Origin of the sequence: Streptomyces sp. CG4, assembly GCF_041080655.1 — a bacterium.
Lineage (GTDB): Bacteria > Actinomycetota > Actinomycetes > Streptomycetales > Streptomycetaceae > Streptomyces.
Genome location: NZ_CP163525.1, coordinates 1,831,304 through 1,845,849, shown reverse-complemented (window position 1 = coordinate 1,845,849; position 14,546 = coordinate 1,831,304). Strand labels below are relative to the sequence as shown.

At 70.4% G+C, this 14,546-nt stretch carries 9 protein-coding genes; 4 read left to right on the top strand and 5 right to left on the bottom strand.

All coding sequences use genetic code 11. From position 1 onward, the window contains the following. Positions 1 to 86: 86 nt before the first annotated feature. Positions 87 to 917: a hypothetical protein gene (locus AB5L52_RS08565; protein WP_351563322.1), complete on the bottom strand. Its 831-nt coding sequence runs from the start codon at positions 915 to 917 to the stop codon at positions 87 to 89. 239 nt (positions 918 to 1,156) lie between these two features. Here AB5L52_RS08565 and AB5L52_RS08560 point away from each other — a divergent pair, with 239 nt between their 5' ends. The 3 genes from AB5L52_RS08560 (at position 1,157) to AB5L52_RS08550 (ending at position 2,409) form a co-directional block, all read left to right on the top strand. Continuing rightward, entirely contained in the window at positions 1,157 to 1,468 is a 312-nt protein-coding gene (locus AB5L52_RS08560; RefSeq protein ID WP_369363185.1) for a hypothetical protein, read from the top strand. Between the two features lie 142 nt (positions 1,469 to 1,610). Then, positions 1,611 to 1,826 (top strand): hypothetical protein, encoded by a 216-nt coding sequence (locus AB5L52_RS08555; protein ID WP_351563326.1) that lies wholly within the window; start codon positions 1,611 to 1,613, stop codon positions 1,824 to 1,826. 271 nt (positions 1,827 to 2,097) lie between these two features. Then, the gene (locus AB5L52_RS08550; RefSeq protein WP_351563328.1) at positions 2,098 to 2,409 is read left to right on the top strand and encodes a CBS domain-containing protein; all 312 of its coding nucleotides are present in this window, start codon (positions 2,098 to 2,100) and stop codon (positions 2,407 to 2,409) included. A gap of 208 nt (positions 2,410 to 2,617) precedes the next feature. Here the strand turns inward: AB5L52_RS08550 and AB5L52_RS08545 are convergent, their stop codons facing one another. The 4 genes from AB5L52_RS08545 to AB5L52_RS08530 all read right to left on the bottom strand — a co-directional run bounded on the left by AB5L52_RS08545 (position 2,618) and on the right by AB5L52_RS08530 (position 12,588). Next, positions 2,618 to 7,138 (bottom strand): cation-translocating P-type ATPase, encoded by a 4,521-nt coding sequence (locus tag AB5L52_RS08545; protein WP_369363184.1) that lies wholly within the window; start codon positions 7,136 to 7,138, stop codon positions 2,618 to 2,620. A gap of 47 nt (positions 7,139 to 7,185) precedes the next feature. Continuing rightward, the gene (locus tag AB5L52_RS08540; protein WP_369363183.1) at positions 7,186 to 7,605 is read right to left on the bottom strand and encodes a hypothetical protein; all 420 of its coding nucleotides are present in this window, start codon (positions 7,603 to 7,605) and stop codon (positions 7,186 to 7,188) included. Positions 7,606 to 7,777: 172 nt separating this feature from the next. After that, positions 7,778 to 8,179, bottom strand: coding sequence for a hypothetical protein (locus tag AB5L52_RS08535; protein WP_369363182.1), 402 nt, complete (start codon positions 8,177 to 8,179; stop codon positions 7,778 to 7,780). A gap of 236 nt (positions 8,180 to 8,415) precedes the next feature. Next, the gene (locus AB5L52_RS08530) at positions 8,416 to 12,588 is read right to left on the bottom strand and encodes a beta-galactosidase (RefSeq protein WP_369363181.1); all 4,173 of its coding nucleotides are present in this window, start codon (positions 12,586 to 12,588) and stop codon (positions 8,416 to 8,418) included. Positions 12,589 to 12,982: 394 nt separating this feature from the next. On the opposite strand from AB5L52_RS08530, the gene AB5L52_RS08525 reads away from it, so the two are divergent. Next, positions 12,983 to 14,545, top strand: coding sequence for a Re/Si-specific NAD(P)(+) transhydrogenase subunit alpha (locus AB5L52_RS08525; RefSeq protein WP_351024777.1), 1,563 nt, complete (start codon positions 12,983 to 12,985; stop codon positions 14,543 to 14,545). Position 14,546 lies beyond the last annotated feature (1 nt).

The following is a 14,546-nucleotide window of genomic DNA, read 5'->3' as shown; positions in this document are numbered from 1 at the left end:
GAGGGCTCCTCCTCGGGCACGGGGACGGTCTGGATGGACCCCGGCGTGGTCTGGAGGTCTGCTGGGATTCCTCCCAGGCCCCGTTGTCACGGTGTATCGGGTCGGGACTCGTAGCGCAGGGTGTGGAAACGGCCCTTCTCCTCACGTCCGGCAGGGTCGGCGCCCAGTGCCTGTACCGCCGCGATCGCATACCGCTGTTCGCGCTCGTCGGTGAAGAGTCGCTGCGGATAGGTGCGGGCGACATCGACGGTGGTACTCAGACCGTGTGCGGCCAACGCCCGGATGATGGGGCGGTACGACACCGTCCGCAGCACGAATGCGCTGACCCATACCGGTCTTCGGACGCCGTCCAGCAGGGCTGTGAACGTCCGGGCGGTGATGTAGCTGCCACCGCCCGTCAGCGTGATGAGACCGACCTCGGTGAGCGCGCGGCTCAGCCCGGGACCGGGCGAGCCCTGTTCCAGGTCGTCGGTGAACGCGTCGTCCAGGAGCCCCACCTCGACTGCGTAGTGCACGGCCGGGGCCGAGACGTCCAGGCCGAACACCGGCACCGCGTCCGGGCGGCGCCGCTTCGTGTAGAACTCCTTGTCCTGTGCCGTCAGTTCCGCCGTCGACATCGTCCGGTGAGCCGGGGAGGTGTACCGCTCGTACAGCTCCGCCAGCGTCACGTCATGGTTGAGCAGCGCGGCATTGATCCCGTACGAGCAGCACAGGTCCAGCACCGCCGGTCCGTCGCCGAGCGCGGTCCGTTCGGCGGCGGCCTGCCGGAAGACCGGCTGGGCGTGGTGCGGGATCTCGTACTCCAGCGGGGCCAGCCGGCCGAAGTACGCGCGCGGGTCCGGCCGGTCGTAGATGTCGTCGAACCGAGACTTGCCGCCCGGCACGCCCTCCGTACCGCCAGAGCCCGACGCGGCCATGCCGTACTCCTCCTCACAGAACGCAGAACACACCTGTACCACCATCATGGACACGAACCGCACGTTCCGACCGCTGAAGGGCTCGCCATCCTGGCCCGCGGCTCGCGCGGCAGGCTGCGTATGGGCCAGATCGACACGCCGGGGCCTCGGCCTTTCCCGCGCAGGCGTGATCCGTGCTGTGGACCTACGGTGGTCGAAGTGGCGCCGACGACCGGACCGCCGTAGCGGAGGAGACCGCGATGGAGGAGCAATTTGTCTGGGTGACGACTCGCCGCATCCGGCCGGGCACTCTGGAGGACTTCGAGAAGGCATGGCGGCCGGCCGGCCATCCGCAAGGTATGCGACGCGCCTTCGCGTACTGGTCCGAGGACGGACAGGAGATCACCGGGGTGTCGTTCTGGGACTCCAAGGAGGCATGTGACTCCTGGCGGGCCTCCGAGTCCGAGGCGCAGCGGCGTACCGCCATGGCTCCGTACGTTGTGGAGGAGGGGGAAGGCTTCTATCGCGGCCGCGAACTCGCCATCCCCACTGGTACCAGTACCCCCGGGTGAGCGGGGCCTTCGCAGGCCGGCCGGGTCCGTCTCCGGAACCGCGATGTCATGTCCGTGCCGGCGATCTTCCGCCCACGGCCGCCGACGGCTTTCGCTGGGCGTGAGCCGGCATGAGCTGCTCAGCAAGGGGCACCCAGAAGCTATGGAAGGCGCGCCCGTGAATGTGCAGCCGCCGGGCCCTGATGGCGGCAGGCGGGTCACGATCCGCGGTCAGTTCGTCGGCACCGCGTATCACCTGCTCGATGTGGTCGAGTTTCTGCGCCGCGCGGGCCTGCCCGAGGCCGATACGACGGTCGACGACCCCGGTCTGATCGAGTGGCTCGGCGGAGGGCCGCAGGATTGGCGGACGGACGAGTGACCTGAGCACGCGGAAGCCTCGTGCTCGGCTGACCCATCGGGGAAGACCGCCGGGTTCGGTCCGGTCCCCAGCGGACTGGCGAGGCCGTCGGCGTGTTCCTCTTCCTCCTCCAGGCCATGGGTGCGGTCGCGGCATACCGCCACTGCGGCTGGCCGCCGGCGCGCCGCTGGCCCGGCGTGGCCGCTTCCGGCGTTGCGCGCCGGATGCCGCGGGTACTCGGGCAGCGGGATGCCAGACCGACTCGCGTCCTCGGATGTCGAGGGAGGAACCCATGACCCAGCAGGTTCGCGAGATCATGACGACGGACCTTGTCACGGTGGCCCCGCTGACCTCGGTGATCGACGTCGCCCAGCTCATGCGTCGTGAGGACGTCGGCGATGTGCTGGTGGTCAACGACGGACGGCTGCGTGGCGTGGTGACCGACCGGGATCTGGTCATCCGCGTCATGGCGGAAGGCGGCAACGTCGGCGACCACACGGCTGTGAGCGCGTGCAGTGAAGACCTGGTCACCGTCGCTCCCGACGACGACGTCGACGAGGTCATCGGGCTGATGCGGGAGCGGGCGGTGTGCCGGGTGCGGTGAGGCGGGAACTGCCGGAGTGAGTCTTCATGCAACACATGACCCTGGTGTGTGTGCACGGCGCCGGGGTCGCCAGCCGGGCGTTCCGGCCATTCCCGGAGGCTCCGGCCATTCTCGGAGACACAGCCGAAGGTACGCACCGTACGCACCGGCCGAGCGCACCGTCCCGTCACCGAGCTGTCCGGACAGCACATCTCTCCGGACAGCACCTCTAGAGGCGCTGGACGAGTTCCTCGATCCCCGGCACCAGCCGCGGGCCCAGAACGGCGACGCCCATCGCGGCGGCCACTCCGGCCCAGGCCACCGGACCGAGCGGCGTGCACCCGAAGAACTGGCTGACCAGCGGCGTCTCGATCAGGCCGACCAGTACCGCTGCCGAGCCGAGAACTGTCGCCAGGACGAGCGGGCTGTGCCGCCGTCCGATCATGGTCTGGGTGAGCTGGGCTCCGACCACCCCGCACAGTGCCATCGTGCTGGTCCGCCGCGCGGAGCCGGGCGTGATGGTGCCGATCAGCCAGGCGGTGCTCGCTCCGAGCGTGGTGACGATGCCACGTTCACGGATCTGGCGGGTCAGCGGATCGCCGAGCGCCGCGACGCCGACGGGGATGCTGTCCGCCAGCGCCGATTCGTCATCCGGGTTGTCCTCGGTGGTCTCGTCCCGTGGGGTGACCGAGACCGCCATCGCCGGGAACATGTCGGTGAGCAGATTGACCAGCAGGATCTGCCGGGTGGACAACGGCGAGGCACCGGACAGCAGGGTCCCGAGCACCGAGAAGCCGATCTCACCGGCGTTGCCGCCGATCAGCACGCTGATCGCATCCGCCACGCTGCGCCACAGCGCTCGGCCTTCGGCGACGGCGGCTGCGAGCACCGACAGGTCGTCGCTGGTGATCACCAGGTCCGCCGCGTTGCGGGCAGCTGTCGAGCCGTGGACCGCGATGCCGATTCCGATGTCGGAGGCGCGAATGGCGGCGGCGTCGTTGGCTCCATCGCCGACCATGGCGACCACTCGCCCGGCCGCCTGCAACGCCTCGATCACATGCAGCTTCTGCTCCGGCGCGACGCGAGCCACCACGTCGCAGTCGCCCAGCAGGTGGGCCCGGCCGGCGCGGTCCTGGGCGGCGAGCTCGTCGCCCGTGACCACGGACACGTCCTCGGGCCAGCCGAGCTGGACGGCGACCGCGCGAGCCGTCTGCGGGTGATCGCCGGTGAGCATGACAGGTCGTACGCCGGCCCGGCGGAGATCGCAGACCAGCGGCGCGGAGGTGGGGCGAGGAGCGTCGGCCAGGGCGACGTAGCCGAGGAGGTCCAGGTCTCCGAGAGAACGGCCGAGTGCCTCGGCGGGCTCTTCGGTGTCCCCCAGCGGGCGCCCGGCGACCGCGAGCACCCGCAGGCCGTCGGCGGCCAGCGACTGCGCAAGCTCGTCGGTGGCTCCCTCGCAACCGGGCAGCACGATCTCGGGTGCACCCTTCACCAGCAGCGAGCGAACGTCGTCCGCGTCGGCTCCGACGGCTGCGGCATACCCTCGGCTGGCCTCGAACGGCTGGACCTCGACGGGCGCCCACGGCGACCCGGTCGGCGCCGCGGCGAGGATGGCCTCATCGGTGGAGTGGGCGTGGATTCCCGCCTCGTGGTCGGGAGTGCGGCAGGTCAGTCCGGCGGCTTGCAACAGGGGTGCCGCCTCGGTGGCGTCAGCCGGGTGTTCGGTGCCGTCCGCGGTGGCGACGCGGACCACGTGCAGGCGGTTCTCGGTCAGGGTGCCGGTCTTGTCGAAGCAGATGGTGTCCATGCGGCCGAGCGCTTCAAGGGCGCGCGGGGTACGGACCAGGATCCCGATCCGGCCGAGCCGACGGGTCGCCGCCAGCTGCGCGACGGTCGCCACGAGCGGCAGGCCCTCTGGAACGGCGGCCACCGCGACGGCCAGCCCGCCCCGGACCGCCTCACGTACCGGCCGGCCGCGCAGCAGCGACAGACCGGTCACGGTGGCGCCACCCACCAGCGTGAACGGAAGCATCTTGCCTGTCAGTTGTTGCAGCCGGGCCTGGACACCGGGCGCCGGCTGAGCATGTGAGGCAAGGTGCGCCGCTCGGCCGGCCTCGGTCTGGTCTCCGGTGCCCACCACGACGGCCCGGCCATGCCCGGCGACCACGGTGGTGCCTTCGAAGACCATGCAATGGCGGTCCGCCACCGGCGCCTGCGGTGTGGCGTCCACCTGCTTGCCGGTCGGCAAGGATTCGCCGGTGAGCGAGGACTCGTCCACCTCCAGGTCCTCGGCCTCGACGAGCCGGCCGTCGGCCGGTACGACGTCGCCGGTGTAGATCTCGATCATCTCGCCCGGTGTCAGCCGCCGCGCCTCCATGAACCGGGTCTTTCCCGTGTCTGTGTCGACGACTTGACGGGCCTTCTGCCGCTGGCCCACCTTGAGGCCGGCAAGCGCATGCTCCGCGCGTAGCCTTTGGACCCCTCCCACCAAGGCGTTCACGCTCATCGCGCCGACCACCAGCAGCCCGTCGACCATCGCCCCCAGGAGGGCGGACGCGGTCGCGCCGACGAGCAGCAGGGGCGTGAGCGGGTCGTGCAACTCGGCGCGTACAGCGCCGATCAGACGGACCGTCAGGCGGGCTGGGGCGAGAACCGGGAGCCGAGCGACCTTGTCCACGGACTCCCGGAGGTTCACAAGAGCGCTCGGCTCCGCGACCCGGGCGCCGGCCCGCAGTCGCGCCAGCGCCTCTTGCGGCTGGAGTGCGTGCCACGGCACCCGGGGCGCCGGGTGCGGCGCACGGCCGGCGCTCACCTGTAGCGCGGCGCGCCAGCCCGATACCAGAGAGGCGGCAGCGGCGGCGTTCACCGGACTGAGCCGGAAGCCCAACGGGAGAGTGATGCGTTTCGAGCGAGCGCCCCGGGTCACCACCAGCAGACCGGCGAGCGCGGCGCCCGCCTCGGCGAAGAGCTTGGAGTGCTCGCCGACGGTCCGCGCGGCGGGGATGGCCCCGAGCAGCCGCCATGCTCCCTCCAGCCCGTGCAGCAGCAACACATCGGCCCCCCACACCACCGCACTGCGGTCATCGGTGAGCGAGACGGCGACATCGCTGCGCAGCAGGCCCGCCAGCACGTCCCGGCTCTCCGGATTCAGCTGCTGCTCCGTCGCGGCCTGAGCGCACGGCACATGGGCCACCGTCAGTACCACCCGGCCGTCGCGCTGAAGCTCTGTGACCACATCGGCCAACGGAACATCCACGCCGACGAGTTGGTCCGCGAGCGCCCCGAAGTCGCCGAGCGACCCGTCGTCCCGCACCACCACGTGCAGACCGGCCCGGCGAGCCGCGTCCAACGCGGCCTCGGCCAGCGGGTCGATCTCCCAGCCGACCAGGACGGTACCGATGTCCCGGCCCTGCTCCGAGGCGATCAGCAACCCCGTCTCCGACTCGCCCTCGTCGGGTACCGGGCGCAGTTCGAGCGCAGGCTCCTCGTCGGGCCGCAAGGCGGCCGCCGCAGCCTGCCACAGGCGGTCGTGGTCCCATTCGGGCACGTTCGAGTGGGCGTCCAGGACCGTGCGCCGGGTGCTCCGGAGCGCTTCGGGATGGAGGACCACCGTGTCGACGAGCTCCAGCTGCCTGAGCCGGTCCGGCTTGCGGACGAGTACGCCCTCGCAGGCCAGCTCGGTGCACAAGGTCGCGGCGAAAGCCGCCGGGCCGTAGCGGACGGCTCTCGGATTCCCGGCCAGCAGGGCCTCGGCGGCCTCGTGGGCATCACGAGTGAACAGGAGGGCTCCGGCCGCGCCGAGCAGGGCCCCGGTGACCGCCTGGTCCCGGTACGCCTCGCCCGGGTAGCGGTGGAGCGCAGGGCGGGCGACCTCGCGGCCGGCCAGGCTCAGCCGCTCCGGCGCGCAGACACTGTCATGCGCGGCGTCGAACGCGGCGGCCCGGGCCACCGCCTCCGCCAGCTGGCCGGCCCGCAGCGCGGCGTCCAGCACCAGGGCGGTCGGCGACTGCCCGATCGCATGGGCGGCCGCGTTGGCGGCGGCCAGTACCAGATCGGTGGCCGAGCGGCCCAGACGGCGCCGCAGCACCGCCCGTACCCGCGGGTCCTCACGCAACAGCGTGACCCCGGCGGTCACCAGATGCGGTGCGTGCTTCAGGCGCACGGTCCGCGCGGCGACCGCGGTGCTGATCCCGACCGCGTCGCACGCCAAAGCGAGCGCACCGGACCGTATACCCCCGGTGTGCCCGGGGTGCGCGGGCTCCAGCACCTCCTCCTCCGGCCGCTCCAGCCTCTGTTGACCGGCCAGCTCCGTCGCCCGGTCCACCACCCGGTCGGCGACGGCGTCCTCACTCATCTGCACCACCAGCCGGGCCAGCCCGCCGTCCCAGTAGGCGGCCAGCACATCCGGACGCTTGGCCAAGCCGGAAGCCACCCGTCTGGCGGCCGCCTCCACACTGCGCACGGTGGCACCCGGTCTCGGACGCAACGGGAGCTGCACCCGGGATCCGGCACGCCAGTACCCCTGGCCAGGAGCCATCGCATTCAGACCGACCCGCCCCACCCGCACCGCGCTCTCCGACACCGCCACCGCGCCACGAGCAGTGGCACGCACGCTCGCGTCTGCCGCCCCGGCCGCCAGCCGGACAACGGCATCAGCGGCCGGAATTCCCCTGAGAGCCATCTGCACGGAAGTACCCAGCACAAGGCCCAACCCCGCGCCGGGAAGCCGACTCAAAGAGCGCAGGAGCATCTCTCACCCTCGCGGAACGGTCGCCTCACTCAACCAGCCGTCGAAACTCAACCAGCCGTCGAAGCCGACGAGGCCTTGGTCTTCTTCGTCCTGGTCGTCTTGGCCGCCGCGGCCTTCTTCGCCGTTCGCGGCTTGGCTGCCGCACCACCCTTGGCCGAAGACCTCGACGCGGCCCGACGCGTCGCACCAGCCGTACGCGCCCCGGTCTTCGACGCACCGGTCTTCGGCGCACCGGTCTCGGCGGCACGCGTGGGGCGCGACTGCGTCAGCCAGATCGCCGCGGCGCTCGCAGCCGCCACCGGCCACTCGACCACACCCGCCGCGCCCAGCAGCCCGACACCCGCGTACGCGGCAACGCGCCGTGAGCGCGGGGAGACGACACCGACCGTGTCCAGGACGGTGTCGAACGCGTCTTTGACCATGGTCGCGCCCGGGACATGGCTCACCGTCGCCGTTACCGTCCCCACGGGATGGAGCAGCTTCTCCGTCGCTGAGGGTGATGCGGAGGACGCTCGCGCTTTCTCGGTCATGTCCGTCTCATCTCCTACTGACCTGCGTACCCGAGATCGTCGTACACAATCAGCATGGCGAAACAGAACTGTATGTAGCCGCCCGGTCACCGCCGAGCAGGAGAGGAGATCACGAGCCTTGGTGTCGCGACGCCCTCGCTCGGGTTCGCCGCTCTGCGGCGTCGGCCTCTCGCATGTGGACGCACCACGGACAGGTGTCCACCGCGTCACCGTCGAAGACCGCCTGAACCGGCCACGCCAGCCGTTCATGGTCGCCCTGGTCTGCTTCCGGGCTCTCGGCCGGCTCGCCGCATCCCGGTCCCGGACGCTCGGTGGTCTCGGCCCGGTCGCCCGCGGTGTCCCTGGCGTCGAAGCTCACGCGCTCGCCGGCGGCGCGTTCCCGTTCCGCGTCGTCGCGGACGGCAGAGCTCCGGGCGGCGGCATCACCGCCGCCGACCCGGGCGATGCCACTCCAACGTCGCTCGCGGGCAAGCCACTTCACCACACCGCTGGGCACAGGCAACCTCCACATCGGAACGACTCCTGGTGAAGTCACCCAGCGTCGGCCCGGGAGCTGGTGGCGGCAACCGGCGCGCACCCGGGCGCGCGAGGCGAGCCCACCGCGCGCCGTTTCGGCGGCAAGCTGTAGCTGGTCAGCGGCCCCGACGGTCCGCCCTCCGCCTCGGAGAAGCGGTGAACGGCTCCGGAGCGTACGCCTGCGACAGAAGATCCAGGACCCACTGCCACAGGCGTCCGCCAGTCGTACATCTAGCCACACGTCAGCGTCGGCATCGCCCAGTCGCCGTGGTCGTTGCCGTTGCCGTCGCCGGCGTCACCGACCTTCAGGTCGACCACCTGGGCGCCGCTGACGTCGACGTCGATCGGCAGCGCAGCCTGCTTGCCGCGGATCGTCGGCGTGGTCACCAAGGTCCTGCCATCGGCGATCACGGAGAACGTCACCGTTCCCGCACCACCTGTCTCGTCGTCGACACCGACGTTTGCCGTCAACCGCGAGCACGTTCCGGCGAGGTAGAGCTCGACGTCACTGACCGAGTTGGTGCCCAGGCCCTTGGCGTAACCGACGTCGGCGATACGGATCGGACGGCCGTCCCCGGCCGCCTGTTCGCCGACGCTGCTGTCGCGCTCGACCGGACCCCACCCGTTGGTGGACGACAAGAACGGCAGGTCGCTCACAACGCTCTTCCCGGTCGGCGGAGCCGGCGGGATCCCGGCGACGATGCGCTCGTCACTGCCGGCAGCCTGCCGTCCGCTCTGCAGGTAGTGCACCGTGGCGGTGAGCGCCGAGGCGGAAGGCAGCTTCCCGGCCGGCGGCTGGACCTTCCAGGTGAAGGTGGCCGATCCGCCGGGTGCCAGGCGCCTGACCGACACGGGGCCCATGGCGCTCACGCTCCAGCCGTCGGGCGCGGAGAGCGAGGCCCTCAACTGGTAGGCGGAGGGCCGGTCCTGCGGCAGCCGCATCGTCGTCTCGGCAGTGAAGGCATGCGCTGACTGAGCGGTGTTCGGCACGTCCAGGGTGACATCCGCTCCGGGACGCTGCGGCATCGCGTACTTGCCGTGGTCGTAGCGGGGGCTGTCGTTCTGCGTCACGTGCAGGGACGAGGCGTAGCTGCCGTAGTTGGTGAGCGAGACCTTGCCGAGTCCGCCGGTGCTGCCGTCCAGGTTCCACACGGCGATGGCGATGCTGTTGTGACCGTTCGGGTTCAGGATCCCGCCCGGGACCGGGAAACTGCGCTGCGGGCCGAGGTAGTTGACGTAGTCGCCGACCTGCCAGCCGTTCACGAAGATCGTGGCACGGTACTTGCGTGCCGGGTCGTCGGCGAACGTCAGCCCGAGCGAGGTGTCCTGGCCGTGCGGCAGGTCGAGGTTGACGTCGGTGCGGTACCAGGACACTCCGGGACGGGAGTCGGTCGTCGGCAGGGACACCTGGTTCCAGTTGCCGTCCGGGTAGCCCGGCAGGGACCAGCCGGCCCGCTCGCCGTACAGGCCGCCCGTCGAGAGCGGGCCGCGCACCGTGTCCTGCAGGTCCTCGCCGCCCCGTACGCCCTGCAGCCGCCAGGTGACGGGGGTCAGCGGGGCCCCGACGAGGGAGGCGCTGGTCAGGCCGCGCGCGGACTTGTTGCCGTTGGTCGAGTCGTAGTCCTCCTCGTGCCCCATGTTCACGGTGAGCACGGAGATGACGTTGTCACCCTTCGACTTCACCGAACCGGCCGGGAAGGTGAAGTCCGCGCTGCCGGTGGTGGAGCTGCCCAGGAAGGTGCCGTTCAGCCAGGCGGAGAACGCCTGCGCCTTGCCGCCGGAGTCCGAGACCAGGTGGATGCCGGTCTCCGTGCCGGTGGCGCGGAAGCGGCCGCGGTACCACGTGTTGCCGGTGTGGAAGCCGTAGTCGTCCGCGTAGAGCACGGGCAGCGCGTTGATGCCGGAGACGCTGTTGGTGGTCGTCTTGTCGGCCACCTGCCAGCTGGAGTCGTCGAAACCGGGGGCCGCTTCGGGGGACTCCTCGGCATGCTTCCAGTTCGTCAGCGTCGGCAGGTGTACCGGGGCGGCCACCGGGATGTTCCCGGTGAGGCTTCCCGTGCCGTCGGCCCGGGTGTCCGACGTCCTGCCGTTCCAGGTGAGGTGGTCGGCGGAGGTGAACACCTCGATGTTCTTGTCGTCGGCGTTGTCGCCGGTGAGCGCCATGGTGTGGCCGCCGTCCAGGCTGGTCGCCGTCCGCAGCAGGTGGGTGCCGCGCACGAGTACCGGGCCGGTCGCCGTGTCCTGGCGCCAGAAGGTCTCCGCCGTGGCCTTGTCGCCGACGAGCAGCTGCAGCGGGCGCTTGCCGCCGCCGCTGATGCCGATGCGGATCAGGCCCTTGTGCGTGTAGTTCAGTCGCAGGTCACCGGTGGTCGCGTCCCAGGTGGTCGTGACCGTGCCGCCGCTGGTGGTCACGGTGGGCTTGGAGGAGTAGCGAAGAACGGTCTCGCCGTCGCTGCCCGGGTCGCCGTAGAGCACGGCGACGTCCCGGTTGCCGATGGCCGCGTGGGTCATGATCTCCGACGTCGAGTACTGCAGCTGGGCGTCCCCGAGCCGGTAGTTCGCCACGATCACGTGGGAGTCGCGCCCGTCGAGGGTGATCGCGGTGCCCGGCTGCTGCGGCACGACCGGGTAGGCCGGCGTCGCGGTGGCGGCCGTCGGAACGTCGACGGCGTCGATGGACACGTAGTTGTCCGTGGACCCGGAGCTGTGGTTCCCGTTGACGACGATCTTCAGTGTGTGCGCCCCGGGCGTGAGACCGGTCTTCTGGAAGATCACCGCCTGGTTCTCGCCGCCGGAGTCGTCGACCGTCGCCGCCTTGGTGCCGTCGAGGTAGACGTCGGCGTAGCCGTGGTTGTCGGTCTTCGAGCCGATCCAGCGGACCGCGGTGCCGTCGAAGGGAACGGTGACCGAGTCACCCGCCTTGTGGGAGAACGACTCGGTGTGCTTGTAGTCGCCGCCGGTGTAGCTCTGGTCGGCCGTGTGCGACCACGTACCGGTGTACTGCAGCGCGGAGTCGGGGTCGTCCCAGGTGTAGGTGGTGTCCGCGGACGGCTGGGCGTTGAAGTCCAGCGAGATATGGGTCTTGTCGACCGCCGTGGACGTGGAGTTCCCGTGTCGCAGGACGTGGAACTGCGTCTTGGTGTCGGGGTTCATCCGGGCGGTGTCGACGACCGATGAGTCGTCCGGCGGCGTGGCCCTGATCGCCTCGGTCTTGGTCAGCGGGGCGACCGACTGCGTGAAGTACCCGATCAGCTTGTCCTCGTAGTACTTCGGATCGAGCCGGCGGTTCTCGCGGATCGCGGCCCCGTAGTCGTAGGACGTGTAGTTCTCCGGCATGCCCAGCCAGCCCCAGTTGGTGCCGCCGTAGGTCATGTAGAAGCTCTGCGCGGTGGCGCCGACGGCTATGTTCTGCTTGTAGAACACGTTGGCGAACCGGTCGTTGATCAGCTGGGCGCACTTGTCGTAGCCCGGCCCGCCCCACGGGTCGAAGGCGCCGCCCTGGAACTCCGGTGCGTACAGCGGCCTGCCGGCCGGGTGGTCATAGCTGATGTCGGGTACGCCGTTCCACTTCGAGGGGTTCGAGCAGTTGAAGCCCTGCGGGTAGGCGTCCGGTCCGTCGACGTCCAGGGCGCCGGTACCGGAGTTGAAGGTGCCGTTGTTGTTACCGGTCAGCGGTACCGTGATGCCGTCGGCGCGGGCCTTGTCCTCCAGGTGCTTCATGTAGGAGCGGCCGGCGGCCGAGCCGTTGTAGTACTCGTTCTCGACCTGGTAGGCGATGACGGACCCGGTGCCGTTCGTCAGCTGGTGGCGGGCGAGGATCCGGTCGATCTGGGTCAGCCACTCATCGGCGTACTTCAGGAACTGCGGGTCGTCACTGCGGTTGTGCCCGGCCTTGGTCGTCAGCCAGCCGGGCAGGCCGCCGCTGTCGACCTCCGCGTTGATGTACGGCGCCGGGCGCGCGATGACGTAGAGCCCGGCCTCCTGGGCCATGTCGAGAAGCTTGTCGACGTCACGCACCCCGCCGAAGTCGTACACACCCGGCTTCGGCGAGTGGTATCCCCAGTCGAAGTACAGCGAGGTGGAGTTGAACCCGGCGGCCTTCATCTTCTGGAAGATGTCGCGCCACAGATCCGGACTCGGGAGCCGGAAGTAGTGGAACTCGCCGGACCACAGGTAGGTGCGCTTGCCGTCGACGAGGAACGAGTAGCCGTCGAGACTCACCGTGTGCGCCCGCGGACTGGCGGCAGACGCGGCGGCGGGTGCCTGCCCGCCGGCGTCCTGCGCCACGGCGGGCGCGGTCATGCCCGCGGCCAGGGCGATGGTCGCGGCCGTCGCGAGGGCTGCCCTCCACCACCGACGGCGACCGGGTCTCGCAGCTTCTGAACCGATCCGATTACTCCGCACTGCGGCCTCCATACCGCCTGAGCGATCAGTATCAAACAGACTCAGGCAAAGTCGAACAGTAAAGGCGCGCAAGGCGCAACACAATGGGGCGGGAGGGGGTAGTGATGCGCTGACCCGAACATGGCCCGGACATGGCCCGGATATGGCCCGGACCTTGAGCCGCGACAGTGCCAGGACGGGCGAACTCCCCTGCGCGGCGCCCCTCCCGGCCCAGGATCGCCCGGACGGCGGTGCAGCGACCGCGGAGTGAAACACACCACGGCCACGCCCGTAGGCACGGACGGCCCTGACGGGTAGGTTCCCACGGCCGGTGTCCACGAGGACGAGCCCTGTGGACGCCGCCTTTGATCGCGGATAGCCCGTCAAACCCTCCTCCCAGGAGAGAACACGAGATATGTCTGCACAAGAACCTGTGCACCACCCCCCTCAGCGCATCGGCGTGGTGGCCGAATCCGTCTCCGGCGAGACACGCGTCGCGGCGACGCCGGCGACGGTACGTCAGCTGTTGGGTCTCGGTTACAAGGTCGTGGTGGAGTCCGAGGCCGGCGCGGTGTCCGGCTTCAGTGACCAGGCCTACCTCGACACCGGCGCCGAGATCGGCGAGGCCTGGGACGCGGATGTCGTCCTGAAGGTGAACTCGCCCTCCGACGCGGAGATCACCCGGCTCCGACAGGGTGCGACCGTGGTCGCCCTGCTCGCGCCGGGACAAAGGCCCGAGCTGATTCAGTCACTCGCCGATGCCGGGATGACCGCTCTGGCGCTGGACGCGGTGCCGCGCATCTCGCGCGCACAGTCGATGGACGTGCTGTCGTCCATGGCGAACATCGCCGGCTACCGGGCGGTCATCGAGGCCGCGCACGTCTTCGGCCGGTTCTTCACCGGCCAGGTCACAGCGGCGGGCAAGGTGCCGCCGGCCAAGGTGCTGGTCGCCGGCGCGGGCGTGGCCGGTCTGGCGGCGATCGGCGCCGCCTCCAGCCTCGGTGCGATCGTGCGGGCCACCGACCCGCGGCCCGAGGTCGCGGATCAGGTGAAGTCGCTGGGCGCCGAATACCTCCCGGTGAACGCCGCCCAGGAGACGAGCACCGACGGCTATGCCAAGGCGACCTCGGCCGACTACGACCGTGCCGCCGCCGAGCTCTACCACGAGCAGGCCGCGGACGTGGACATCGTGATCACCACCGCGCTGATCCCGGGCCGGCCGGCGCCGCGTCTGCTGTCCGCCGAGGACGTGGCCGTCATGAAGCCGGGCAGCGTCATCGTCGACATGGCCGCCGCCCAGGGGGGCAACGTCGAGGGCACCGTGCCGGGACGTGCGGTGGTCACCGACAACGGGGTCACCATCATCGGCTACACCGACTTGGCCTCCCGGCTGCCCGCCCAGGCCTCGCAGCTGTTCGGCACCAACCTGGTGAACCTGCTGAAACTGCTCACCCCCGGCAAGGACGGGCGGCTGGCGATCGACTTCGACGATGTCGTGCAGCGGGCCGTGACGGTGGTGCGGGACGGCGACGTCACCTGGCCGCCCCCGCCCGTGGCCGTCTCGGCCGCGCCCGCCGCGCAACCCGAGACCACGGTTGTCGAGCCCGAGCCCGAGCCGAAGCGACGGAAGCTGACGCCGGTGCGACGCTTCGGCCTGATCGGGCTCGGCATGCTCGCCATGTTCCTGCTGGTTGCCTTCGCACCCACTCAACTCGCGGGAAACTTCACCGTGTTCTCCCTGGCGGTGGTGATCGGCTACTACGTCATCGGCAAGGTGCACCACGCGCTGCACACCCCGCTGATGTCGGTGACCAACGCGATCTCCGGGATCGTCGTGATCGGCGCCCTGCTGCAGATCGGGCACGAGAGCCGGATCGTCACCGCGCTGTCCTTCGTGGCGATCCTGCTGACGAGCGTCAACATCTTCGGAGGTTTCTCCGTCACCCGCCGCATGCTGTCCATGTTCTCGAAAGGCTGAG